Source organism: Curtobacterium sp. MCPF17_021, from assembly GCF_003234605.2.
In the GTDB taxonomy this organism is placed as follows: Bacteria; Actinomycetota; Actinomycetes; order Actinomycetales; family Microbacteriaceae; genus Curtobacterium; species Curtobacterium flaccumfaciens.
The window spans coordinates 3032140-3057222 of the sequence record NZ_CP126252.1 but is presented as its reverse complement, the minus strand read 5'-3'; the positions used below and the strand labels follow the sequence as shown (position 1 = coordinate 3057222).

The window sequence follows — 25083 nt, the reverse complement described above, 5'->3', positions numbered from 1 at the left end:
GGCTCCACCCTCGTGCGGGATCGCTTCCCTACGGTGGAGCCATGCCGACGCTCGAACGTGTTCCCGCCCTGGTCGCCACCGGATTCCTCGCGATCCCCGTCGCCGAAGCCCTCGTCGCGTTGCCGACCGAGGTCGTCATGAAGATCGAGGGGGCCCCGATCGACGCGGACCTCGCCGACACCGCCGCGTTCTCGGAGGCGTACGGCTACCCGCTGGCCGGCGGCGCGAACTGCATCGTCGTCGCAGGGAAGCGCGGCGACGAGGTCCGCTACGCCGCCTGTGTCGTCCTCGCATCGACGAAGCTCGACGTGAACCGGGTCGTAAAGCAGCTGCTCGACGTCCGCAAGGCGAGCTTCGCCCCGATGGACGAAGCGGTCGAGCTGACCGGCATGGAGTACGGCGGCATCACCCCGATCGGGCTGCCGTCGTCGTGGCCGCTCTACATCGACGCGCGCGTCCTCGACGCCCCCGAGGTCGTCATCGGCGCCGGGCGCCGCGCCGCGAAGCTGTTCCTGCCCGGCGCAGCACTCACCGCACTGCCGAACGTCACCGTGGTCGAGGGCCTGGCGACCGAACCGGTCAGTCCGACGGCCGGATGAGGCAGAACGGGTGCCCCGCGGGGTCGAGGTAGACGCGGAACGTCTCCGTGCCCGACCCCGTGGCCGTCGCACCGATCGCGAGCACCGCGGCCTCGCCGTCGTCCAGGTCGTCGACCTTCACGTCGAGGTGGCTCTGCTGCGGGACCGTCTGCCCCGGCCAGTCCGGCGCCCGGTAGTCGTCGACCTGCTGGAACGCCAGGATCGGACGGTGGTCGGTGAACGGGAGGGCGAGCTCCGCCCAGTCCTCGTCGAAGCCGACGATCTCCCCGCCGAGCAGCTCGGCGTAGAAGCGAGCGAGGGCGCGGGTGTCCGGGCAGTCCAGGACGACGACGTCGAGTGTGCCGATCATGGCCGACACGGTAGACCCATCAGCGTGCGGCGGTCAGGGCCTTCGTGATCCGCTGCAACGAGACGGTCTCGGCGGTCCCGAGTTCCTGCGCGAACAGGCTGAGCCGGAACTCCTCGAGCATCCACCGCGCGTGCACGAGCTCCGGGTGCGCCCCGACCGCGGGCGGGAAGGCACCGCCGGCATCGGTGTAGCGGTCGGTCGCCACGGTGACCTCGCGCATCCAGGTGGCGTCTCGCCCGGGGTTCTGCAGCAGCTTCTGCACGCGGGCCTCGATGCCCTGCAGGTAGACGCGGATGCGGCGCAGCCGGTCGAGCCCCGCGACGGCGACGAACCCGGGGAACACCAGGCGCTCCATCTGCTGCCGCATGTCGCTGAGGGCGGCGAGCAGCGACATCGAGTTCGCCTGCTTGAGTGCGCGTTCGGCGGAGCGCTGCGCGGCCAGGACCGCCGCGACCTCGGACACGGCGGTGAACATCGTGTCGACGACGGTGGCCGACACCGCATCGCGGACCGACTCGAACTCGGCCTTCGTGAAGACGAGGCCGTCCGGGTGGGCCCGACGGATGACGGCGTCGACCACGGCGGCCAGGACGTCGTCGAACAGCGCGGCGGTCGACGGGTAGGGGCTGGCGGCGAGCGCGAGCTTCTCCTGCGCGGTCAGGTGCGACTGGATGTACGACACGGGCGACGGCACCGCGTGCATCACCAGACGGCGGACCCCGGCAGGCATCCGGACGACGCGGTCGGACGGGGTGGCGAGCAACTGCACCCCGACGGTCGCCTTCGGACCCCTGCCTTCCTCGACCAGGGACGGGTACGCGCGGATGACGCCGCCGGCCTGCTTGGTGTCGAGGGTCTGCGGGAGGTCCTGGTCGGGCCAGGCGGTGAGTCCGGACTGTTCCAACGGACGACCGGCACCGGCGGACGCGACGCGAGCCGCGCCTCCGGTCCGTCCCGCGCCCTTCGCCGTGGCGGAGGCGACGCTCTGCTGGGTCCGGTCCTTGAGCTTCGTCTGCAGGGCCGACAGGTCCTTGCCGGTCTCGACCCGGCGACCACGCTCGTCGACCACGGCCCACGTCGGCAGCAGGTGCGCGGGGACGCGGGACAGGTCGAAGTCGGACTCGGAGACCGGAACGTAGGTCATGCGCTGGATCGCCTTGGCGAGGGTGGCGCGGAACGACTCGGTCGGCTCGGTCGGGGCGTCGTCGGGCAGCTCGGCGACGATCTTCTCGGCCCAGTCGGCAGCGGGCACGACGTTCTTGCGGATCTGCTTCGGCAGCGACTTGATGAGCGCGGCGACGAGTTCCTTGCGGAGGCCGCGCACCTGCCAGTCGAAGCCCTCTTCACGCATCCGGGGTAGGAGCGCGAGGGGGACCTGCACGCTGACGCCGTCGTCCTGTGCGCCGGGCTCGAAGCGGTACTGGATGGCGAGACGCTGGTCGCCGCTCCGCCACTGGGTCGGGTACTCGACGTCGTCTTCGGCGGCCTCGGCCGCTGATTCGTCCAGCAGGTCCGACCGGCGCATCGTGAGCAGGTCCGGCTGCTCACGGCGGGTGTTCCGCCACCACCCCTCGAAGTCGCGGGTCGTGGCGACGTCGGCCGGGATGCGGGCGTCGTAGAACTCGTAGACGTTCTCGTCGTCGAGCAGGATGTCCCGGCGGCGGGTGCGTTCCTCGAGCTGCTCGAGTTCCTTGCGGAGCTTCCGGTTGGCGCGGTCGAAGGCCTGCTGCGATTCCCACTCACCCTCGACCAGGGCGTGCCGGATGAAGAGCTCGCGGGAGTGTTCCGGGTCGATCCGCGAGTACTGCACGCGGCGGCGCTGCACGATCGGGACGCCGAACAGGGTCACGCGCTCGTAGGCGACGACCGCCCCCTGCTTCTTCTCCCAGTGCGGTTCGCCGTAGGTGCGCTTGAGCAGGTCACCGGCGAGCGGCTCCACCCAGGCGGGGTCGATCCGGCCGACGGTCCGGGCGAACAACCGGCTCGTCTCGACGAGCTCGGCGGCCATCACGGCGTCCGGCTGCTTCTTCGCGAGCACGCTGCCCGGGAACACCACGAACCGGGTGTTCCGCGAGCCCAGGTAGTCGCGCTTCTCGCGGTCGCGCAGCCCGATCTGGCTGAGGAGTCCGGAGAGCAGCGCGCGGTGCACGGCGTCGCCGTCGTCGGAGCGGGCCTGCCCGACTCGGACGTCGACCTGCTTCGCGGCACGGGAGAGCTGCCGGTACAGGTCCTGCCACTCGCGGATGCGCAGGTAGTTCAGGAACTCGGCCTTGCACAGCCGGCGGAACGCGCTCGACGAGAGTTCCTCCTGCTGCTCCTCGATGTGGTTCCAGAGGTTCAGCAGGGTCAGGAAGTCGCTCGTCGGGTCGGCGAAGCGGGCGTGCAGCTGGTCGGCGTGCGCGCGCTTCTCGAGCGGGCGCTCGCGGGGGTCCTGGATGCTCAGGGCGCTGACGATGGCGATGACCTCGCGCCCGACGCCCTGCCGCCCGGCCTCGAGCACCATCCGACCGAGCCGGGGGTCGATCGGCAGCCGGGTCAGCTGTCGCCCGGACTTGGTGATGCGGCCGTCCTTGTCGACGGCGCGGAGCTCGCGGAGCAGGTCGAGGCCGTCCTTCACGCCCCGGCTGTCCGGCGGTTGCAGGAACGGGAACGACTCGATGTCCCCGAAGCCGAGCGAGATCATCTGCAGGATCACCGCGGCGAGGTTCGTGCGGAGGATCTCGGGGTCGGTGTACTCGGGGCGCCGGCCGAAGTCGTCTTCGGAGTAGAGCCGGATCGCGATGCCGGCACTCGTGCGGCCCGCTCGACCGGAGCGCTGACTGGCGCTGGCCTGGGAGATCGCCTCGATCGGCAGGCGCTGCACCTTGGCCCGCGGCGAGTACCGCGAGATGCGTGCCGTCCCCGTGTCGATCACGTACTTGATGCCGGGCACGGTCAGTGAGGTCTCGGCGACGTTCGTGGCGAGGACGACACGACGGCGGATGCCCGGGGTGTGCCGACGCTCGAAGACCCGGTGCTGGTCGGCGGCGGACAGGCGGCCGTACAACGGCAGGACCTCGGTGCCCGGGTAGCGCTTGCCCTCGATCGCGTCCTGCGCGTCGCGGATCTCGTTCTCGCCGGACAGGAACACGAGCACGTCGCCCGGGTCCTCCTGCGCCAGCTCGTCGAGGGCGTCAGTGATGCCCTGCAGGGTGTCGCGGTCGTCGGCTGCGTTGCCGCTGTCACCGGTGCGGGAGTCGGACTCGTCGTCGGCGTCGTCGTCCTGGTCTTCGGCGACGAGGGGGCGGTACCGGATCTCGACCGGGTAGGTCCGGCCGGACACCTCGATGATGGGGGCGTCGTCGAAGTGCTTCGAGAACGACTCCGGGTCGATCGTCGCACTCGTGATGATGAGCTTCAGGTCGGGGCGACGGGGGAGCAGCCGCTTCAGGTAGCCGAGCAGGAAGTCGATCGTCAGGGACCGCTCGTGCGCCTCGTCGATGATGATCGTGTCGTACCGCTTCAGGTCGCGGTCGAAGTGGATCTCGTTCAGCAGGATGCCATCGGTCATCAGCTTCACGCGGGTCTCGGAGCTCACCTTGTCGGTGAAGCGGACCTGGTAGCCGACGAGTCCGCCGAGCTCCCCGCCGCCGAGTTCTTCCGCCACACGCTCGGCGATGGTCCGCGCCGCGATCCGGCGGGGCTGGGTGTGCCCGATGTGCTCACGACCGAGCTCGAGGCAGATCTTCGGCAGCTGCGTCGTCTTGCCCGAGCCGGTGGCCCCGGCGACGATGACCACCTGGTTGTCACGGATGGCAGCCGCGATGTCGTCCCGCCGCTGCGAGACCGGCAGTTCGGGCGGGTACGTGATGACGGGCAGCGGAGAAGACATGAGCATTCCAGGATACAGGCGCGCCGGGCGGGAGGCGCGTCAGGCGATCTGCTGGGCCAGGGCGTCCGCCGACCGGGACGGCAGTTCGCACACCCGGTCGTGGCAGACGTACGCGGCAGGGTCGAGCACGTCGCGTCCCTCGAACAACGAGAACCCCGCCTCGGCCCAGTCGCGTGCCTGCTCCGGCGTCGTGGTGGCGACGACCGTACCGGGGCGCCGACCACGGTGTGCCACGGCCCGCATCGGGTCGTCGGTGCCGCTCGTGACGACGACGATCTCGCGCGACGGCCGTTGCAGGGCGAGGGCGACACCGAGGGCATCCGCGTGACCGAGGGGTCGCTCGGTCCCGGTGCGGGCGCGGTCGGCGATGAGTCGTGCCGCGGCGACCCGCAGTGCCTCGTCACCCGTCAGTGCCCCGAGCGTCGCGGCGGCCGACGCCAGCGCCAAGGTGCCGGACCGCATCGCCGTCTGCGGCTGTTCGCCCGTGGCCGTCCCCGCTGCGGCCAGCACCGGGTCGACGTCGAAGCGCTCGGCCAGGCCGTCGTCGACGAGCGAGCGTGCGACGGTCGCGTAGGAGACCTCGCCCGTCACCAGGGCCAGTTCGAGCAGCCCTTCGGCGAGCAGTCCGACGTCCTCGACGGTGGCCGGAGCAGAGGACGCCCCGCGCGGTGTGCTGGACCGCACCGTCACGTGGCCGTCCCGCACGTGGGCGGCGAGGACCGCGTCGGCCGCGCCCCGCGATAGCGCGACGAGTTCCGGGTCGCCGTGCCGTGCGCCGGCGATCGCGAGCCCCCGGATCGCCAGGCCGTTCCAGCCCGTGAGCACCTGGTCGTCCAGCGGTGGCGGGTCGAGCTGGGCGCGCTCGGCGACCGGCCGGCGGTACCACTCGCCCTCGACCCGACGGCCGTCGATGGTCGACTCGCTGTCCTGCGCGGCGACGAACGCCCCGTCGGCACGGCGCAGGGTGTCCCGGAGGAAGTCGGCGATGCCGCGGGCCTGCTCGGCACCCGCGACCGCGAGCAGCCCCGCGTTGTCGTAGAGCATCCGTTCGTAGTGCGGCACGCTCCAGTCGCGCTTGGTTGCGTACCGGAAGACGCCGCCGTCGGCATCCGTCAGCTCGGACGCGCGGATCGCGTGCAACGACCGGTCGAGCAGCCCGTCGGCCTCGGCGTCGCCGTCGGCCGCCGCGTCGGCGAGGAACTCGAGCAACGGTGTGCTCGGGAACTTCGGCGCGCCGCCGAAACCGCCGTAGGTGGTGTCCTCTGCCTGGGACAGCTGGTCCGTGACGGCCCGGATGGCATCGACGGACGGGAGGCCCGGGTCGGCTCCGGCACCGCCCTCGCTCGAGCGGGCGGTCGCGTCCGCCACGGCACCCTGCCGGATCGCCGTCGCGATGGCCGCGGCGTTCGCGTCGACCTCGTGCCGACGCTCGGTCCAGGCGTCGAGCACCGCGGCCAGGATCTGCCGGAACGCCGGGACCTGCCCGACGGGAGTGGGCGGGAAGTACGTCCCCGCGAAGAAGACGTGGCCGTCGGGCGTCAGGAACGTCGTCAGCGGCCAGCCGAGCTGCTGCGTGAACGCACTCGCCGAGGCCATCAGGCTCGCGTCGACGTCCGGCCGTTCTTCGCGGTCGACCTTCACCGACACGAAGTCCCGCCGGAGCAGCTCGCCGATCTCCGGGTCGGCGAAGCTCTCACGCGCCATGACGTGGCACCAGTGGCACGTGGCGTACCCGACGGACACCAACACCGGGACCCCGCGCTCGCGCGCTTCGGCGAACGCCTCGGGACCCCACTCGCGCCAGTCCACCGGGTTGTCGGCGTGCAGACGCAGGTACGGGCTGACCGAGGTGCCGAGGCGGTTGTCGTTCATGGCTCCAGCGTGCCCGCCCCCGACTGGGCGGACCACCGCCCGGGGACAACTGTGGACGGAACGCCCGCTCTGCACAGGCCGTGCAGGGAGATCAGCGCTCGAGCCACCCCGTGATCGACGCGAGCCGTGCGGCCACCTGGGCGGGGCTCTGGCCGTCCGTGTCCACCCGGGTGACCGTGTCCGCGGTGGCCGAGTCGAGCCTCCCGGCCGTCCGCGTGCTGTGCGCGAGCTGCGCCTGCGGGACCGCACCACCTGCTCGTCGTGCGAGCCGGTCGGCGGTCGTGTCGTCGGATGCGCGGAGCAGGACGACGTGCACCAGCGGATCGTCGCCCATCGCCGCTGCGAGGCGCTCGTGCTCGAGCACGGACACGGTGTTGGTGGAGACGAGCCGGTGGTGCCCGATCGCCCGGTAGCCGGCCCAGATCGTGGCCAGGTTCCGCTCGGCCAGGCGCGCCTCGGGGTGTTCGACGTGCGGTGCCGGGTGCGCGAGGTCGAGCAGGTCGCCCTCGATCACCGCGTGCCGGACGTCCGCCGCGACGAGCAGGTCGTGCAGCGCCTCGGCTGCCGTGGACTTGCCCACCCCGGAGCGTCCGCCGATGAAGAGGACCTCGGACCGGGGCACCGTGTCAGCCCAGGTTGAGGGAGAGGAGCGCGAGTGCGGCGTCCTCGGGGCCGTAGTCGAACATGTGCTCCCAGAACGGGTCGTCGGCCCACGGGACGTCGCCGTCGGCGGGCGTCGCGTGGGCGGTCTCGACCAGCCATGCCAGTTCCGGGGCGACGGCGGTCGCGAACTCCGGCGGTTCCCAACCCAGGGCGCGTGCCGCAGTGGTGTCGAGGACGAACGGCGGTCGTGACGACCACGGCGTGCCACCCACGAACGCGGGCACGTCCTCGTCGAGCAGGACCTCGTCGAACCGGTGGTCCAGGTGTCCGCCGATCGTGCGGACGATCTCGAGCGCGGTCGGGGCCGGGGCATCCGCGACGTTGAGGATCCGGCGGTCCGGCGCGTCCGCGACGAGTCGGACGAGCGAACCGATGCCGCTCGCCGCCGTCGTGTGGTCGACGCCGCGGCCGTGGTCGGCGAGCAGGATGCGCTCCCGGCCGTCGAGCACACGGCGGACGACGAACCACTCCCGCGGGCGGCCGATGCCGACGCCGTACACCTTGGACGGGCGGAGCACCGTGACCGGAGCACCGTGGTCGAGCAGGACCTGCTCGGCGGCCACCTTCGCGGCGCCGTAGCCGTCACGACTCGTCGGGTCCCCGTCGCCGGCGGTGACGGTCGGCTGGATCTCGGTGACCGCGCCGCCGAACACCGGCTTGTCGAGCGAGTTCGCGTGCCGTCCCTGCTCGTCGGCGTACACCGACCTGGACGAGACGAAGACCGTCGAGCCGACGTCGTCGAGGAACGGCAGGAGCTGCTGGGCGTCGTCGCGGGTCAGGCCGACGGTGTCGACGAGCAGGTCGGCTCCGGGGCGGAGCAGGTCGCGCAGGACGGACCGGTCGCGGCGGTCACCGGGCGTGAACGTGGCGCCGGAAGCGGTCAGCGCGTCCGCTGCGGGGCCGCCTCGGCGTGCGAGGACGTCCACCTGCCAGTCGTCGCCGCCGCGGCCCGAGGCGTCGAGGAGCTCCCGTGCGACGGCCGAGCCGATGCCGCCGGTGCCGCCGAGGATGACCGCGCGTCTGGTGCTCATGGTGCAACGGTAGTGCGGTGTGGCCGTCGGCTCGCGGCCGTCAGTCCTCGGCCGTCGGCCGGGCGCGGCCGACGGTCCTCGATCGGTTCCGTCAGGAGGCGAGCTGCTCGTGCCGCCACCAGTCGGCCAGCGAACCGTCGTAGACCTTCACCCGGTCGTGTCCGAGCACCGTCAGGGCGAGGGCGTCGACGCACGCGGCGCTGCCCACCCCGCAGTACGTGACGATCTCGTCGGCACCGATCACCGCGGCGAAGGCCCGCTCGAGCTCGGCGCCGCGCAGGTACGCGTTCGTCTCGGGGTCCACCAGGGTGTCCGCCGTGATCGGGGTGCTGCCCGGCACGATCGGCGGGTGGTCGTCACCGAGGGCCGCCCAGGGCGCGGCGAACACCAGGGATGCCGGCTCTTCGCCGGAGACCGCACGGGTGACCCGATCGTGGTCGGCCCAGAGCGCACGTTCTTCCCCGGCCAGGAACGCACCGGCATCGGGGTCGGACGGCGTCGCGCGAGTGTGGAGCGCGCCCACGCGGACCGGGCGGCCCTCGTCGCGCCACTTCGTGAAGCCACCGTCGAGCACCGCGACCGAGTCGAAGCCGAACGATCGGAAGATCCACCACAGGCGTGCCGACCACTCGCCGACGCTGTCGTCGTAGACCACCACGGTCGAGGTGTTCGTCACGCCGAGCTGCGCCGCCGCGACCTCGAAGCGCTCGGCGCCGGGGCGGGTGAACGGGACGTCGGCGTCGGCGGCGGAGAAGTCGTCGATCAGGTCGGCGAAGCGGGCGCCGGGCACGTGGCCGCGCTGCTCGTGGGCGTCCCGCCCGGGGAGCCAGCTGGTGTCGAACCCGGCCCCGACCGTGTGCACCGAGGCGTCGAGCACGACGAGCTCGTCAGCACCGAGGTGGTCTGCGAGCCACTGCGTCGACACGAGTGGTGAGGTCAGGACGGGGGCCATGTCGCACACCATAATCCGCACCCCTGACGTGGGCCAGGGACGTGGACACACGGCGCAACCGGGGGTGGGGGTAGGTGCATGCGTGGGCAGTGATCGACGATGCACCAGTCGTTCGACGAGTGGTCTGTCGGAACATGCGCAGGCACCGAGTGCGTGCGCATCGATCGACGATGCACGCGTCGTTCGACTGGTGGATCGTCGTGGAACGGGTGTCGCCCCCCCACGCACGACGGCCCGCCCCGGCAGAACCGGAACGGGCCGAAGACGCGCAGCGAACCGCCAGCGTCAGTGCGCTGCGGCGGGGATGCTCCCGGTCGTGGCGGACCCGGCACGTGCGAGCCGCTCGACGCGCACCGACTGCCGGTTGATGAGCAGTCCGCCGGCCAGGGCGACGAGCACGAGCACGCCGGCCGAGATGCCGAACGCCACGTGGTACCCGTCGAGCGTGGCCTGGGCCTGCTGCAGCTTGGTCGGGGCGGCGGTCAGCCCGGACAGGCTGTTCGACACCACGTCGGCGAAGATCGTCGACAGCAGCGCCGTGCCGATCGAGCCACCGATCTGCTGCATGGTGTTGACCGTAGCCGAGGCCACACCGGCGTCGGCCCGGGCGACCCCGGTCGTCGCGGTGTTCATCGCGGACGAGAAGATCGTGCCCATGCCGAGGCCGATGACGATCAGCGCCGGCAGGACGGTGCCCGCGTAGGAGCTGTCGAGGTCGGTGCGGAGCAGCAGCAGGAGCCCGGTCGCGGCGACCAGGCCACCGGCGAAGATGAGCACCTTCGGCCCGACGCGCGGCAGCAGGCGGCCACCGATCTGCGTCGCCGAGATCATGATCGACAGCGGCATCGGCAGGAACGCGAGACCCGTCTGCAGCGAGCTGAAGCCGAGGGTCTGCTCCAGGTAGTAGGTCAGGAACAGGAAGATGCCGAACATGCCGATCGCGACGAGGCCGATCGCGATGAACGAGCCGCCGCGGTCACGGTCGAGCACGACGCGCAGGGGCAGGAGCGGGTGAGCGACGCGGGTCTCGATGAACACGAACGCGGCGATCAGCACGACACCGCCGGCGAGCATGGCGATCGTGACGGGGGAGTCCCAGCCGTTCGTCTCGGCGTTCGAGAAGCCGTAGACGACGCCGACCAGCCCGAGCGTGATGGTGATGACGCCGAGCACGTCGATGCGCGGACGCTCGACCTTCGGCGGCTTCTCCATGAAGACGAGTGCGCCGATCACGCCGAGCACGGCGAAGACGACGTTGACGTACAGGCACCAGCGCCACGAGGCGTACTCGGTCAGCACGCCGCCGAGCAGCAGGCCGATGGCCGCACCCGAGCCGGCGATGGACCCGAAGATGCCGAACGCGCGACCGCGTTCCTTGGGGTCGCGGAACGTGGTGGTCAGCATGCCGAGCGCGGACGGGGCGAGCAGCGCGCCGAAGACACCCTGCAGTGCGCGGGCCGCGACGAGCAGGCCGAACGAGTCGGCCAGGCCACCGAGCACCGAGGCGACGGCGAAGCCGACGAGCCCGATGATGAAGGTGTTCTTGCGCCCGAACAGGTCGCCGAGGCGACCGCCGAGCAGCAGCAGCGAACCGAAGGCCAGCGAGTACGCGGTGACGATCCACTGTCGCTGGTCGGTGCCGAAGTCCAGGTCGGCCTGGGCCGAGGGCAGGGCGATGTTCACGATGGTCGCGTCGAGCACGACCATCAGCTGTGCGAGGGCGATGACCGCCAGGGCGATCCAGCGGTGGTTGCTCTTGGCGGGGGTGGTGCCCGGAGTCGTGGGTGCTGTCCCGGTGGGGGTCGGCACGGTGTGTTCTGCCGTCACGGCAGCCTCCTTCGAGAAGGTTGGAGGGTGGGGTGGAGGTGCGCGCCGTCGGGCACTCCCGAGATGTGGTGGTGACGAAACCGGATGCGATGCATCCGTTTGTGGTCAGTGTAGACCGAAACGGAAGGAGGGCATCCACTTGTTCCCAGAAAGTGCAACTACGGTCGGATCGTGAGCACCACCGACTCCGTGTCCGACCTCGAGCGACCGCTGCGCGCCGACGCTGCGCGCAACCGCGAGCTGATCCTGCAGACGGCGCGCAAGTGCTTCGCCGAGCGCGGGCTCTCCGTCACGTTGAACGACATCGCGCACGAGGCCGGCGTCGGGGTCGGCACCGTCTACCGACGGTTCGCCGACAAGGACTCCCTGATCGAGGCGCTGCTCGCCACCAAGTTCGAAGCCATGAACGACGCCGCAGCGCGCGCCGCGGACGTGTCCGACCCGCGTGAGGCGCTCCGGGTGTACCTGATGGGCGTCTTCGCGTTCCGTGCACGCGACCGCGCCCTCGCCGACGCCATCGTCCGTGCCGGCAAGGCCCGTCCGTCCATCGTGCAGGAGCGCGACCGGCTCGAACGCCAGGTCGCCGCGATCATCGGCCGTGCCGAGACCGCCGGCGTCGTCCGCCCCGGCTTCGACTACCGGGACCTGCCGATGCTCACCGCGATGGTCGGTGCGGTCGCCGACGCCACCCGTGAGCACGACCCGGACGCCTGGCGCCGCTACGCGGAACTCCTGATCCAGGGCGTCCTGCCGGGCACGGACGACACCGCGCCGATGCTCGGCGACCCGCTGGACCGCGAGTCGATCGAGCGCGCGCTGCACGCGCAGTCCTGACTACGGACGCAGGGGAGGCCCGTGGCGGCGCCGCCACGGGCCTCCAGTCCGGCGGTGGTCGCCACCAGAGCGCCCAGCGCGACGAGCGCGGCTAGCCCGGTCAGACCGGCCGGCCCTGCCGGACCGGCTACAGCCAGCTGGGGATCCAGTAGTGCGACCGGACGAAGTCCCACGGCACCTGCATCGCCGTCCACATCGGGTACCAGTAGACCGAGGCGAGCACGACGACGCCCAGGTACACGCCGACCCACAGGATCGCCCGTGACCGGCGTGACCGTTCGTCGCTCCGCCTGCCGAGCACCAACCCGATCGCGGCGGCCAGCGCCATCACCATGTAGGGCTCGAAGGCGATCGTGTAGAACTGGAACACCGTCCGGTCGACGTACATCAGCCAGGGCAGGTACCCCGCCGCGACGCCGAGCAGGACGAAGCCGTACTCCCACTTCCGGCGCAGGATCCAGAGCACGAGCAGCGCCACCGTCGCGATGACCGAGGCGTACCAGATGAACGGGTTCGCGATGCCGGTGATCGCCTCGCCGCAGCGGTTCGCCCAGCAGCCGTCCTGTCCGGCGTCCGTGCCGACGTAGAACATCGACGTGGGGCGCTGCATCACGAGCCAGAGCAGCGGGTTCGCCTGGTACGAGTGCGGGGTGTGCAGCCCGATGTTGAAGGCGTAGATCTCCGACTGGTAGTGCCACCAGTTCTGCAGGCTGTCCGGCACCCAGGCGAGCAGCCCGGTCCAGCGGTCGCCGCCCGAGGACAGCCAGTTGCGGTCCCAGCCGTCCTTCGACACGAACCAGCCGGTCCAGGACGCCACGTAGGTCACCGCGGCGATCGGCACGGTCAGCAGGAACGACACCGGTGCCTGCTGCAGCAGCGCACTCGACGACCAGAACTCGACCCCGGCGCGGCGGCGCATCATCATGTCGCTCAGCACGGAGTACACCGCGAAGAACGCCAGGAAGTACACCCCCGACCACTTCGTCGCCGCTGCCAACCCGAGGGCCAGGCCCATCGCGAACAACCACGGTCGCCACCAGAACACCGGCCCCCACAGGGTGGTCCGGCCGGCGGCGGCGCGGGCGGCGACCCACTCGTCGAGCCGTCGTTGGCTCCGCCGGCGGTCGAGCAGCAGCGCCCCGAACCCGAGGATGACGAAGAAGGTCAGGATGCCGTCGAGGAGCGTCACCCGCGACATCACGATCGCCTGCCCGTCGATCGCGAGCAGGAAGCCGGCGAGCGTGCCGATCATCGTCGAACGGAACAGCGACCGGGCGATCACGGCGGTGAGGAACACCGTCGCGATGCCGAGCACGGCCACCGTGAAGCGCCAGCCGAACGAGTTGTCCGCCCCGAACAGCAGCATCCCGAGGCCGATGAGGTACTTGCCGAGCGGCGGGTGCGCGATGAACTCCGCGGCGCTCGTGAAGATGTCCGTCTCACCGCGCACGAACCGGTCGTCGGTCGTCGGGGCGCCGTCCCCGCTCGGGTTCGCGGGCCAGGTGCCCTCGTACCCGAGGTGCACGATCGACCAGCCGTCCTTGACGTAGTACGTCTCGTCGAACACGAGCGAGTGCGGGTTGCCGAGGTTCACCAGGCGCAGCACGGCGGCGAGGAGCGTCACCGCGAGCGGACCCGTCCACCGCCACACGGCGACGCGCTGCGACGTGGAGAGCACCCGCCCCCACCAGTCGTCCAGGCGCGAGCCGACCGGCCCGTCGGGCACGGCCGTGCGGTCGTCGGTCAGCTCGCTGGTCATCGCTGAGCATCCTACGGATCGACCACATGTCCCCGCTGCGACGGGGCTGCTCGCGACGGCGCGGCCGCCCTGGGGCCGCGCCGGGGTCGCGGTGCGGGGACAATGGGTGCGTGATCGTCCTCGCAGCAACGCCCATCGGCAACCTCGGGGACGCCTCGCGCCGTCTCGTCGAGACCCTCTCCAACGCCACGGTCGTCGCGGCGGAGGACACCAGGACCGCCATCCACCTGATGCGTGCCCTGGGCATCGAGAACCGTCCGCGGCTCATCGCCCTCCACGAGCACAACGAGCGGGCGAAGGCGTCCGAGGTCGTCGAGCTCGCCCGCGACGAGGACGTCGTCGTCCTGACCGACGCCGGCATGCCCGCGATCAGCGACCCCGGCTTCCCCCTCGTCGAGGCCGCCGCGGCCGCCGGGGTCACCGTCACCGCCCTGCCCGGGCCGTCGGCCGTGCTCATGGCGCTCGCCGTGTCCGGGCTGCCCACCGACCGCTTCACGTTCGAGGGGTTCCCGACCCGCAAGGCCGGGGAGCGCCGTCGGGCGTTCCAGTCCCTGGCGGGGGAGCAGCGGACCATGGTGTTCTTCGAGTCGCCGCACCGGCTGGCCGAGACCCTGGCGGACATGGCCGTCGGGTTCGGGGGCGACCGACGCGCCGCGGTCTGCCGTGAGCTCACGAAGCTGTACGAAGAGGTCCGCCGTGGGCCGCTGGACGAACTCGTCGAGTGGGCGTCCGAGGGCGTCCGGGGTGAGATCTGCATCGTCGTCGCCGGCGCCGCGGAGGCCACCGAAGAAGCCACGCTCGACGACGGCGTGCGCCTGGTGCTCGAGCGGGTGGCCGCCGGCATGCGCATGAAGGAGGCCGCCGCGGCGGTCGCGGACGCGACCGGGCTGTCGAAGCGGGACCTGTACGAAGGGGCGCTCGCGGCGCGCTGAGCGGGGCTCGTCACGTTCGCGTCCGCCGGTCTGGAGGCGCGGGGCGGGCCCGTCACGGGCCTCCCGGACCCGGTTCTCCACAGTCCACCGCCGGACGCGTCATCAGGGTTCGGTGCGCCCGTAGGATGGTCCGCATGTCCGCCGGGTCCTCGTTCAGCATCACCACGCCGATCTTCTACGTGAACGACGTGCCCCACATCGGGCACGCCTACACCGAGGTCGCCGCGGACTTCCTCGCACGCTGGCACCGGCAGCGCGGTGACGACACCTGGCTGCTCACCGGCACCGACGAGCACGGGCAGAAGATCCTGCGCACCGCCTCGGCGAACGACGTCTCGCCCAAGGAATGGGCCGACCGGCTGGTCAACGACGCCTGGAAGCCACTGCTCGACACGGTCGACGTCGCGAACGACGACTTCATCCGCACCACCGACGAACGGCACGAGCGCGGCGTGACGGCGTTCCTGCAGAAGCTGTACGACGACGGCTTCATCTACGCCGGCGAGTTCGAGGGCTTCTACTGCGTGGGCTGCGAGGAGTACAAGCAGCCGAGCGACCTGGTCGCCGGCACCGGTGCGTACGAGGGGCAGCAGGTCTGCGCGATCCACTCGATCCCGGTCGAGGTGCTGGCCGAGCGCAACTACTTCTTCCGGATGTCCGACTTCGAGCAGCCCCTGCTCGACCTGTACGAGTCGAACCCGCTGTTCATCCAGCCCGAGAGCGTCCGCAACGAGATCATCTCGTTCGTCAAGCAGGGGCTCCGCGACCTGTCGATCTCGCGTTCCAGCTTCGACTGGGGCATCAAGATCCCCTGGGACAGCGACCACGTGCTGTACGTGTGGTTCGACGCCCTGCTCAACTACGTCACGGCGCTCGGCTACGGCACCGACGACGACGAGGCCTTCAAGCGCCTCTGGCCGAGCGTGCACATCGTCGGCAAGGACATCGCCCGCTTCCACGCCGTCATCTGGCCGGCGATGCTCATGGCCGCCGGACTGCCGGTGCCGGAGCGCGTCTTCGGCCACGGCTGGCTGCTCGTCGGCGGCGAGAAGATGTCCAAGTCGAAGCTGACCGGCATCGCGCCGTCGGAGATCACCGACACGTTCGGGTCCGACGCCTTCCGCTACTACTTCCTGCGTGCCATCACCTTCGGGCAGGACGGCAACTTCAGCTGGGAAGACATCTCGGCGCGCTACCAGGCCGAGCTCGCGAACGGCTACGGCAACCTGGCGTCCCGCCTGGTCGCCATGCTGCAGAAGTACTGCGACGGCGAGGTCCCGGCGCGTGGCGAACTGACCGAATCCGACCAGACGATCGACGCCCTGGCCGTGTCGGTCACCGAGCGTGCCGACGCCGCCATCGCCGCCTTCGCCCCGCACGAGGCGATCGCGAGCGTGTGGGAGCTCGTCGACGCCCTGAACGGCTACATCACCGAGCAGGCGCCCTGGGCCCTGGCGAAGGACGACGCCAACCGCGAGCGCCTCGGCACGGTCCTGACCACCGCGCTCCGCGGCCTCGGCACCGTCACCGTCCTGCTGTCCCCGGTCATGCCGAAGGCGACCGAGAAGCTCTGGGCCTCGATCGGCGCCGGCGGGTCCGTCGCCGAGCAGCGGGTCGACCGCGCGTTCGAGTGGCAGGGTGCGTCGCACGTGGTGCCGCTCGAGAGCGGGCTGTTCCCCCGGATCGAGCAGGTCTCCGCGTGACCGACGCCGAGTCGCACGTCCGGTCCCGTGGTGACGGGGCGTCCGGTGGCTCGAAGCGCGACCTGACGTACCCGCCGCTGCCGCAGGCGCTCGTCGTGCCGGTGTACGACAACCACACCCACATGGAGATCGCCGACGGTGTCGGCGACGGGGGTGACGGTCCGCTCGAGTACCGCGAGCACCTCGACCGTGCCTCGAGCGTCGGCGTGCGCGGTGTCGTGCAGGTCGGCACCGACCTCGCCACCTCGGAGTGGTCCGCGTCGATCGCCGCTCGGGAGCCCCGGGTCCTGGCGGCCGTCGCGCTGCACCCGAACGAAGCGCCCGTGCTGCAGGAACAGGGGCTGCTCGACGAGCACCTCGCCGGCATCGAACGGCTCGCCGCGCTGCCGCGGGTCCGGGCGATCGGTGAGACCGGCCTCGACTTCTTCCGCACCGGCGAGGACGGCCGCGACGCCCAGGTCCGTTCGTTCGAGGAGCACATCCGCATCGCGAAGGAGCACGACCTCGCGCTGACGATCCACGACCGCGACGCGCACGACGCCGTGGTCGAGGTCCTCGACCGCGTGGGTGCCCCGGAACGCACCGTCTTCCACTGCTTCTCCGGCGGCCCGGACCTCGCCCGGCTCTGCGCCGAGCGCGGCTGGTACATGTCGTTCGCCGGCACCGTGACGTTCAAGAACGCCGCACTGCTGCGTGAAGCCCTGGTCGTCGCCCCGCGGCACCTGATCATGATCGAGACCGACGCACCGTTCCTGACGCCCACCCCGTTCCGTGGCCGCCCGAACGCGCCGTACCTCATCCCGCTCACCCTGCGGTCGATGGCGGAGACGCTCGGCACGGACGCCTCGATGCTCGCGGCCCAGATCGCCTCGAACACCGAGCTCGTCTACGGCGCGTGGGACGCCGAGCCCGTGACGGTGGACGAGTAGTCGTGGGCGCACTGCTCGGCCCGGCGGAGATCCGGGAGCTCGCGGCCGAACTCGACGTCACCCCGACGAAGAAGCTCGGGCAGAACTTCGTGCACGACGCCAACACCGTGCGGCGCATCGTGTCCGTCGCCGGTGTGACCCCGTCGGCACGGGTGCTCGAGATCGGCCCGGGGCTCGGGTCGTTGACGCTCGGGCTCACCGAGACCGGCGCGCCCGTCACCGCGGTCGAGATCGACAAGCGCCTGGCCGCCAAGCTCCCGTCGACGGTGTCGTCGATGCAGCCGGACGCCAGGCTGACGGTCGTGCAGCAGGACGCCATGACCGTCGCCGCCGCGGACCTCGACGTCGAGCCGACGCACCTCGTCGCGAACCTGCCGTACAACATCTCCGTGCCCGTGCTGCTGCACCTGCTCGCGACCTTCCCGTCGATCGTGCGGTCGCTCGTCATGGTGCAGGCCGAGGTCGGGTACCGGCTCGCCGCCGGTCCGGGCAGCAAGGTCTACGGTTCGCCGAGCGTCAAGGCCGCCTGGTACGGGTCGTGGAGCACCGCCGGGTTGGTCAGCCGTCAGGTCTTCTGGCCGGTGCCGAACGTCGACAGTGTCCTGGTGGCGTTCGACCGGCACGAGCCCCCGGGTGACGAGCTCCTGCGGTCTCGGGTGTTCACACTGGTGGACGCGGCGTTCCAGCAGCGACGCAAGATGCTGCGGCAGAGCCTGTCGGGGGTGCTCGGCGGCAGTGCGCACGCGTCCGAGGTCCTGACGGCGGCGGGCATCGACCCGACCGCGCGGGGTGAGGCGATCGGTGTGGACGACTTCGTGCGGCTTGGGCGGACGGTCTTGGCGGCTGCGGAGTAGTCCTTCTCACGCCTGGCGTCAGCGAAATACGGAATGTTTCGTGATGTCCGTTCGGTGCTCCTACGGTTGATCTCATCGACCGAGGAGCGACCATGCAGCCGACCGAACCACGACGACCGATCCGCCGCGGCCCGACCGAGGAACAGCTCACAGCCGGACGTCGGCGCGCCCTGCTCAGCGCGGATCCTGGTCGGCCGCCGGGGCCGCGGATCTTCACCGACGCCGAGCGGCAAGCGCTGTTCGCTCGGACGCCGCGACCTGAAGGCACGTTCGAAGAACGCCGCGAGCGCCGACGGCGCGCGATCGAGTCGATCGATCCGGACTGCAGAGCCGAACCCATCGCGCGCATTCGCCAGGCGCGCTGAGTTCAACGAGTGTGTCGTCCGGGCTGCAGCTGACCGCGATGGTGCGAGGTTCCGTGGTCGGTGCGAGCCGAAGTGCCTCACACCGAACACGGAACCTCGCACCATTCGAGGCGCCCGGGTCAGTGCTCGCGGGACGCCATCATCTCGAGGATCTGCTGGTGGTTGCCGTTCCGCTCGGCGAAGCGCAGCGGGTGCACGTTCTGCACCAGGATCTCCGGGGCAGCGCCGGACTCGATGAGCGCCATGACCTCGTCGGCGAAGGCGTCGAGCGGCATGCCGCCGAAGTCCGCGCCGCCCATCAGGTCGGTCATGACGGCCGGCGGGGCGAGCTCGAGTACCTCGAGCGACGACCCCACGAGCTGCTGACGGAGGGCCTGCGTGTAGGCGTGCACACCGGCCTTCGTCGCGCTGTACGTCGGTGATGCGGTGAGCGGGACGAACGCGAGACCGGAGGTGACGGTCATCAGGGTGGCCGAGGGCTGGGCGAGCAGGTGCGGCAGGAACGCGTCGACGAGGCGGATCGTGCCGACCAGGTTCGTCTGGACGAGCTCGAGGGCGTCGTGGATGTGCTCGGGGTCGCGGAGGTCCTCGTCTCGCATGATCCCGGACATGGTGATCAGGGCATCGAGCGACGGGTACGCCTCGAGCACCGAGGTGGCGGCGGCTTCGATGGACGCCGCGTCGGCGACGTCGATCTGCACGGTGCCGAAGCCGTGCTCGGTGGCGAGGGAGTCGAGGAGCGCCTGGCGGCGGCCGCCGATGACGACGGTGCTGCCGGCGGCCTGCAGGCGCTGGGCGAGCGCGAGACCGATGCCCGAGGTCGCGCCGGGGATGAAGACGGTGGAGTTCGTGATGTCCATGACCACCACGATGCTCCGTGGACAGGGTCGCAACCAGAGCGCGGTCATCGGGGGATCGGCGATCCCTGGCACCCGGGCCGGAAGCGGACGACAATCGACCCATGGACCGTGCCGCGCTCGCCGACTTCCTCCGCCGTCGCCGCGAGCTGCTGCGCCCCGAGGACGTCGGTCTCGGGCAGGGTCCACGGCGCCGGACCCCGGGGCTGCGCCGTGAAGAGGTCGCTGCCCTCGCCGGCATGTCCGTCGACTACTACACGCGACTCGAGCAGCAGCGCGGACCGCAGCCGTCCGAGCAGATGATCGCCGCGATCGCCCGGGCCCTGCGGTGCAGCCTCGACGAGCGCGACCACCTGTTCCACCTGTCCGGGCAGAACGCCCCGACCCGGATGCACCGCGCCGACCACGTCGACCCGGCGATCCTGCGGGTGCTCGACCGGCTCGAGGACACCCCGGCGATCGTCGTCAGTCACCTGGGCGAGACCCTGGTCGAGAACCGGCTCGCGGCGGCGCTCCTCAGCAGTTCGGTCGGCCTGCCGGGCAAGCGCCGGTACCAGGCGTGGCGGTGGTTCGTGACGGGTGAGGAGCTCGCGAAGTACGCGCCCGAGCAGCACGAGCGGCTGGGTCGGGTGGTGGTCGCATCGCTCCGCGCGGCCGTCGGGCTCGCGGGTCCGGGCGATCGCCGGGCGACGGAACTCATCGCCGAGCTGCAGACGCGCAGTGCCGAGTTCCGCGACCTCTGGGCCAAGCACGAGGTGGCCACGCGCTGGTCGGACAACAAGACGATCGTGCAGCCGGAGCTCGGCCGCATCACCGTCGACTGCCAGGTGCTGCACACCGACGACCAGGCGCAGGCCCTGCTGCTCTTCACCGCGCCTCCAGGATCAGAGGACGCGCAGAAGCTCGAGCTCCTCGGCGTCGTCGGACAGCAGACCTTCGCCGGCTGACACGGCGCACGGTGCGAGTTCGCTCGGCTCGTGCGAGGTTGGTCGCCCCCGCACGGTGCGAGGTTGGTCAGCCCGTGCATCAATGACCGCTTGGTGCCGCCCTACAGTCCGCCGCCGAGCGACCAACCTCGCACCGACCGGACAAGCGTGCACCGTGCGACCCGCCCGCCCCCGCCCCCCGCCCCGCGCCCCGCGCCCCGCGCCCCGCCCCCGCCCCCGAGAAGCAACGCCACGTCACACACTTGGGCGCGTGCGGTATACCGTGCCTAGGGTGGGGGCGTGAGCACTCCGCGCGTGTACGTCATCCACGAGAACCCCGAGTGGTTCCCCCCGCTCGCCGCCGCCTTCGAGGCCGAGGGCGTCCCGGTCGAGGAGATCCTCCTGACCGAGGGGCAGATCGACCTCGCGGCCGAGCCGGCCCCCGGCGTCTACTGGAGCCGCATGTCCGCGAGCTCCCACACCCGCGGCCACGAGCACAGCAAGGAGTACACCCGGGCGATCCTCGGCTGGCTCGAGCGTGCCGGCCGCCAGGTCGTCGGCGGCAGCCACGTGCTCGAGCTCGAGGTGTCGAAGGTCGCCCAGCACGGGCTCCTGCAGCAGGCCGGGTTCGACGTGCCACGCACCACCGCCGTGTTCGGCACGACGACGCTCAAGGACGCCGCCCGCACCTTCACCGACGGGCAGGACGTCCCCTTCATCACGAAGCACAACCAGGGCGGCAAGGGCCTGGGCGTGCGGCGGTTCGACTCGCTCGCCGAGTTCGACGCCTACGTCGACAGCCCCGAGTTCGAGGCCCCGGTCGACGGCATCACCCTGCTGCAGGAGTACCTGACGGCCCGCGAGCCCTTCATCACCCGCGTCGAGTTCGTCGGCGGCGAGTTCGTGTACGCGGTCCGCGTCGACACCAGCGCCGGCAGCTTCGAGCTCTGCCCCGCCGACGCGTGCGAGGTGCCGCAGGTCATCGCGGGTGCCGTCTGCGACGTGCCCGGCACCGAGACCGTCGGCGCGCCCCCGGCGTTCGCCGTCCGGACCGAGATCACCGCCGAGCACCCGCTGGTCCAGCAGCTCCGCACGTTCCTCGCCGACCAGCGCATCACCATCGCGGGCGTCGAGTTCATGGAGACGACGGACGGCCGCACCGTCGTCTACGACATCAACACGAACACGAACTACAACCCCGCGGTCGAGGAGTCCGCGCCGGCCTCCGGCCCGCGCTCCATCGCGAAGTACCTCGGTGGCCTGCTGGCAGCGGAGTACGCGGCGCAGCTCACGGCCTGAGAACGCAAGAACCACCGGACTGGAGGCCCGTGGCGGGCCCGCCACGACTGCCTCCGCTGGCTCCGGCAGCGCGACCCGCACAACGCTTCGCGTCGTCAACCAGCGGCTCCCGCCAGTCCGCCTTTCCCACACCCCCAAGGAACCAACGTGCGATTCGGATACTGGACCCCGCTCTTCGGCGGCTGGCTGCGCAACGTCGACAACGAGAACATGCCGGTCACCTTCGACTACGTGAAGCGCCTGGCGCAGCGCGCCGAGCGGATCGGCTTCGACCTGACACTCGTGCCGGAGCTCAACCTCAACGACATCAAGGGCACGGCGGCGCCCTCGCTCGAGGCCTGGTCGCTCGCGGCGGCCATCGCGGCGACGACCGAGCGCCTGGAGATCATGGCGGCGATGCGTCCCGGGTACCACCTGCCCGCGGTGACGGCGAAGCAGGCGGCGACGATCGACGACATCTCGTGCGGCCGGTTCACCTTCAACGTCGTGAGCGCCTGGTGGGCGGAAGAGGCGAAGCAGTACGGCGGGATCTTCTCGGAGCACGACGACCGGTACAAGCGCACCGCGGAGTTCGTCGAGGTCATGAAGGGCCTGTGGCGGGAGACCCCGTACTCGTTCTCGGGCGAGTACTACGACATCGAGAACGCGCACCTCGAGCCGAAGCCCCGCGTGACGCCGCGCATCTACGCCGGTGGGGAGAGCGAGGCCGGCAAGGCGGCGATCACCGGGTACGCCGACGCGTACGTCACGCACGGCGGCACGGTCGAGGAGCTCCGCGCGAAGATCTCCGAGATGAAGCAGCGCCGCGTCGACGCCGGGCTGCCGCCGTTCGAGGCGTTCGGCATGGCCGCGTACGTCATCGTCCGCGAGACCGAGGACGAGGCGCAGGCCGAGCTCGCCCGGATCACCGACGTCCAGCACGGCCGCGCGTACGAGTCGTACCAGGACTTCATCTCGAAGTCGCAGCTCGAGCACGTGCCCTCGCTCGAGGACTACTCGGTGTCGAACCGCGGCCTGCGCCCCGGGTTCGTGGGCACGCCGTCGCAGGTTGCCGACCGCATCAAGGAGTTCGAGGACGCCGGTGTCGACACGCTCCTGCTGCAGTTCTCGCCGCAGCTCGAGGAGATGGACCGGTTCGGCGAGCAGGTCATCCCGCTCGTCCGGCAGTCGGTCGGGGCGCAGTCCTGATGGGGGCCGCGCCGACCAACGCGGAGGACGGCTGGGCGTTCGAGACCCGCCAGATCCGCGCCGGCTTCAAGGCCGACCCGGGCTGGGGCGCGAACGTGCCGCCGATCGCGCAGAGCGCCGCGTACGTCTACCCGTCAGGCGAGGACGCCGCCGCGCGCTTCATGCTCGACGCCCCCGGCCACACCTACACGCGGGTGAACAACCCGTCGGCGGCAGCACTCGAGCGCCGGATCGCCGACCTCGAGGGCGGGATCGGTGCGCTGGCGCTGGCGTCCGGGCAGGCGGCGACGTCGCTGGCGGTGCTCGGTGTCGCACGCGCCGGTGACCACGTGGTGTCGAGCGCCTCGCTGTACGGCGCGACCTACACGCTGTTCGCGTCGACCCTGCGGGACCTCGGCATCACCTTCACGTTCGTGCAGGACCCGACCGACCTGTCCGAGTGGGCGGCGGCGGTGCGCCCGGAGACGAAGGCGTTCTTCGGCGAGTCCATCCCGAACCCCCGCGGGGACGTCCTGGACTTCGCCGGGGTGGCCGGGGTCGCACACGAGGCCGGTGTGCCGCTCATCGTCGACAACACCATCGCGACGCCGTACCTGGTGCGCCCGATCGAGCACGGCGCCGACATCGTCGTGCACTCGGCGACGAAGTACCTGGCCGGACACGGCAGTGCCATCGCGGGGCTCATCGTCGACAGCGGGAACTTCGACTGGACCGCGCACGCCGACGCCTACCCGCAGCTGGCCTCGACCGAGCAGTCCGGGTTCGCGAACACGAACTTCGCCGAGAAGTTCGGGCGGCGGGCGTTCATCCAGCGCACCCGCTCGAAGCTGTCCGCCGACCTCGGGCCCGCGATCGCACCGTTCAACGCGTTCCTGGTGCTGCAGGGCATCCAGACGCTGTCGCTCCGCATGGACCGGCACGTGTCGAACGCCGCCACCGTGGCGAGCTGGCTCGACGCACACGAGCAGGTCGAGCACGTGCACTACGCCGGCCTGCCGGACTCGCCGTGGCACCACCTGCAGCAGCGCTACGTGCCGAAGGGACCGTCGGCCGTGCTGTCGTTCGACCTGGCCGGTGGGGTCGCCGCGGGCCGACGGTTCGTGGCGGCGCTCGAGCTGTTCGACCACGTCTCGAACCTCGGGGACGTCCGCTCGCTCGTCGTGCACCCGGCATCGACCACCCACGTGCAGATGACCTCCGCCGAGCGGGCGGCCGCCGGGGTGGGGGACGGACTCATCCGCCTGTCGATCGGCCTCGAGCACATCGACGACATCACCGCGGACCTGGCGCGGGGGTTCACGGCAGCCGCAGCGGGATAGGTTGGGGGCATGACCACGTTGGCCGCACCGACCCGCGTGCGGACGCGCGCCCCCGGCAAGATCAACGTGTTCCTGTCCGTCGGGGCGCTGCAGGACGACGGCTACCACGACGTCGCCACGGCGTACCAGGCGGTGTCCCTGTACGAGGACGTCACCGCCGAGGCCGCCGACGACTTCTCGGTCACCTTCACCGGCCCGATCGACACGAGCACCGTGCCGGTCGACGAGTCGAACCTCGCCATCCGTGCGGCCCGGCTCGTGGCCGACGCGGCCGGACACCGCGGCGGCGTGCGGCTGACCATCGACAAGCAGGTGCCCGTCGCCGGCGGCATGGGCGGTGGCTCCGCGGACGCCGCGGCGACCCTGCTCGCCGTCGACACGCTCTGGGGCACCGCGCTCGGTCGCGAAGAGCTGCTCCGGCTCGCCGCTCAGCTCGGCGCCGACGTGCCGTTCGCCTTCGCCGGGGGCACCGCCGTTGGTACCGGCCGCGGCGACGAGCTGAGCCCGGCGCTGGCCAAGGGCGAGTTCCACTGGGTCCTCGCCCTGAGCGACGACGGGCTGAGCACCCCTGCCGTCTACCGTGCGCTCGACGAGCACCGGGAGCGGTACCGCGCCGACATCTCCCCGGCGCCGTCGCACCCGGTGGTCGAGGCGAACGTGCTGCAGGCCCTGCGCGCCGGCGACCCCGACCTGCTCGCGGACTGCGTGCACAACGACCTGCAGGCACCGGCCATGCGGCTGCAGCCCCGGCTCGCGGCGACCCTGGAGCTCGGTGAGAAGTCCGGTGCCCTGGCCGGCCTGGTGTCCGGCAGCGGACCGACCGTGGCGTTCCTGGTCGGTGACCGTGACGCCGCGCTCGAGCTGCAGGTCGAGCTCAGCGCCGCCGGCCTCGTCGCACTCCGCGCCACCGGCCCGGTGCACGGCGCACGCGTGGTGCACTGACCCGACGCCCCG

At 71.3% G+C, this 25083-nt stretch carries 21 protein-coding genes; 12 read left to right on the top strand and 9 right to left on the bottom strand.

Going from position 1 to position 25083, the window contains the following annotated elements; all coding sequences use genetic code 11:
- Nucleotides 1–41 precede the first annotated feature (41 nt).
- A complete protein-coding gene (locus tag DEJ29_RS14330; protein WP_071246993.1) occupies nucleotides 42–599 on the top strand; it encodes a YbaK/EbsC family protein in 558 nt (185 codons plus the stop codon).
- Here the strand turns inward: DEJ29_RS14330 and DEJ29_RS14325 are convergent.
- From DEJ29_RS14325 to DEJ29_RS14295, 7 genes are all read right to left on the bottom strand, one after another.
- On the bottom strand, nucleotides 580–948 hold the full coding sequence (locus tag DEJ29_RS14325) for a VOC family protein (RefSeq protein ID WP_071246991.1): 369 nt from the start codon (nucleotides 946–948) through the stop codon (nucleotides 580–582). The genes DEJ29_RS14330 and DEJ29_RS14325 overlap by 20 nt on opposite strands.
- A gap of 19 nt (nucleotides 949–967) precedes the next feature.
- Nucleotides 968–4819: an ATP-dependent RNA helicase HrpA gene (gene hrpA, locus DEJ29_RS14320; protein ID WP_111094531.1), complete on the bottom strand. Its 3852-nt coding sequence runs from the start codon at nucleotides 4817–4819 to the stop codon at nucleotides 968–970.
- A 39-nt stretch (nucleotides 4820–4858) separates the two neighbouring features.
- Nucleotides 4859–6691 carry a thioredoxin domain-containing protein gene (locus DEJ29_RS14315; protein WP_111094532.1) on the bottom strand — a complete coding sequence of 611 codons (1833 nt, stop codon included), beginning with the start codon at nucleotides 6689–6691 and terminating at the stop codon, nucleotides 4859–4861.
- 91 nt (nucleotides 6692–6782) lie between these two features.
- The gene (locus DEJ29_RS14310) at nucleotides 6783–7313 is read right to left on the bottom strand and encodes an AAA family ATPase (RefSeq protein ID WP_111094533.1); all 531 of its coding nucleotides are present in this window, start codon (nucleotides 7311–7313) and stop codon (nucleotides 6783–6785) included.
- Between the two features lie 4 nt (nucleotides 7314–7317).
- Nucleotides 7318–8385: an NAD-dependent epimerase/dehydratase family protein gene (locus DEJ29_RS14305; protein ID WP_111094534.1), complete on the bottom strand. Its 1068-nt coding sequence runs from the start codon at nucleotides 8383–8385 to the stop codon at nucleotides 7318–7320.
- A gap of 91 nt (nucleotides 8386–8476) precedes the next feature.
- Entirely contained in the window at nucleotides 8477–9337 is an 861-nt protein-coding gene (locus DEJ29_RS14300; protein ID WP_171907880.1) for a sulfurtransferase, read from the bottom strand.
- Between the two features lie 285 nt (nucleotides 9338–9622).
- The gene (locus DEJ29_RS14295; protein WP_027466052.1) at nucleotides 9623–11164 is read right to left on the bottom strand and encodes an MFS transporter; all 1542 of its coding nucleotides are present in this window, start codon (nucleotides 11162–11164) and stop codon (nucleotides 9623–9625) included.
- Nucleotides 11165–11335: 171 nt separating this feature from the next.
- On the opposite strand from DEJ29_RS14295, the gene DEJ29_RS14290 reads away from it, so the two are divergent.
- Nucleotides 11336–11998 carry a TetR/AcrR family transcriptional regulator gene (locus DEJ29_RS14290; protein WP_035808760.1) on the top strand — a complete coding sequence of 221 codons (663 nt, stop codon included), beginning with the start codon at nucleotides 11336–11338 and terminating at the stop codon, nucleotides 11996–11998.
- Nucleotides 11999–12125: 127 nt separating this feature from the next.
- On the opposite strand, the gene DEJ29_RS14285 is transcribed toward DEJ29_RS14290, so the two are convergent.
- Complete coding sequence (locus DEJ29_RS14285) at nucleotides 12126–13757, bottom strand: dolichyl-phosphate-mannose--protein mannosyltransferase (protein WP_111094535.1); 1632 nt, start codon at nucleotides 13755–13757, stop codon at nucleotides 12126–12128.
- Between the two features lie 110 nt (nucleotides 13758–13867).
- On the opposite strand from DEJ29_RS14285, the gene rsmI reads away from it, so the two are divergent.
- From rsmI to DEJ29_RS14260, 5 genes are all read left to right on the top strand, one after another.
- On the top strand, nucleotides 13868–14689 hold the full coding sequence (gene rsmI / locus DEJ29_RS14280) for a 16S rRNA (cytidine(1402)-2'-O)-methyltransferase (RefSeq protein WP_111094536.1): 822 nt from the start codon (nucleotides 13868–13870) through the stop codon (nucleotides 14687–14689).
- Between the two features lie 134 nt (nucleotides 14690–14823).
- Nucleotides 14824–16392, top strand: a complete 1569-nt coding sequence (gene metG / locus DEJ29_RS14275; RefSeq protein WP_111094553.1) for a methionine--tRNA ligase — start codon at nucleotides 14824–14826, stop codon at nucleotides 16390–16392.
- Nucleotides 16389–17321, top strand: coding sequence for a TatD family hydrolase (locus tag DEJ29_RS14270; RefSeq protein WP_110862405.1), 933 nt, complete (start codon nucleotides 16389–16391; stop codon nucleotides 17319–17321). The genes metG and DEJ29_RS14270 overlap by 4 nt, the downstream gene beginning before the upstream one ends.
- Before the next feature lie 2 nt (nucleotides 17322–17323).
- Nucleotides 17324–18175, top strand: coding sequence for a 16S rRNA (adenine(1518)-N(6)/adenine(1519)-N(6))-dimethyltransferase RsmA (rsmA, locus tag DEJ29_RS14265; RefSeq protein ID WP_111094537.1), 852 nt, complete (start codon nucleotides 17324–17326; stop codon nucleotides 18173–18175).
- Nucleotides 18176–18267: 92 nt separating this feature from the next.
- Entirely contained in the window at nucleotides 18268–18540 is a 273-nt protein-coding gene (locus DEJ29_RS14260; RefSeq protein ID WP_027466058.1) for a hypothetical protein, read from the top strand.
- A gap of 119 nt (nucleotides 18541–18659) precedes the next feature.
- On the opposite strand, the gene DEJ29_RS14255 is transcribed toward DEJ29_RS14260, so the two are convergent.
- Nucleotides 18660–19400 carry an SDR family oxidoreductase gene (locus DEJ29_RS14255; protein WP_110864077.1) on the bottom strand — a complete coding sequence of 247 codons (741 nt, stop codon included), beginning with the start codon at nucleotides 19398–19400 and terminating at the stop codon, nucleotides 18660–18662.
- Between the two features lie 101 nt (nucleotides 19401–19501).
- Between DEJ29_RS14255 and DEJ29_RS14250 the strand changes: the two genes are divergently transcribed.
- The 5 genes from DEJ29_RS14250 to DEJ29_RS14230 all read left to right on the top strand — a co-directional run bounded on the left by DEJ29_RS14250 (nucleotide 19502) and on the right by DEJ29_RS14230 (nucleotide 25071).
- On the top strand, nucleotides 19502–20344 hold the full coding sequence (locus DEJ29_RS14250) for a helix-turn-helix transcriptional regulator (RefSeq protein WP_111094538.1): 843 nt from the start codon (nucleotides 19502–19504) through the stop codon (nucleotides 20342–20344).
- 279 nt (nucleotides 20345–20623) lie between these two features.
- Nucleotides 20624–21622, top strand: coding sequence for an ATP-grasp domain-containing protein (locus DEJ29_RS14245; protein WP_071406523.1), 999 nt, complete (start codon nucleotides 20624–20626; stop codon nucleotides 21620–21622).
- Nucleotides 21623–21769: 147 nt separating this feature from the next.
- Nucleotides 21770–22810 carry an LLM class flavin-dependent oxidoreductase gene (locus DEJ29_RS14240; RefSeq protein WP_111096114.1) on the top strand — a complete coding sequence of 347 codons (1041 nt, stop codon included), beginning with the start codon at nucleotides 21770–21772 and terminating at the stop codon, nucleotides 22808–22810.
- A complete protein-coding gene (locus DEJ29_RS14235; protein ID WP_111096115.1) occupies nucleotides 22810–24129 on the top strand; it encodes an O-acetylhomoserine aminocarboxypropyltransferase/cysteine synthase family protein in 1320 nt (439 codons plus the stop codon). The genes DEJ29_RS14240 and DEJ29_RS14235 overlap by 1 nt, the downstream gene beginning before the upstream one ends.
- Before the next feature lie 9 nt (nucleotides 24130–24138).
- The gene (locus DEJ29_RS14230) at nucleotides 24139–25071 is read left to right on the top strand and encodes a 4-(cytidine 5'-diphospho)-2-C-methyl-D-erythritol kinase (protein WP_027466065.1); all 933 of its coding nucleotides are present in this window, start codon (nucleotides 24139–24141) and stop codon (nucleotides 25069–25071) included.
- Nucleotides 25072–25083: the final 12 nt, after the last annotated feature.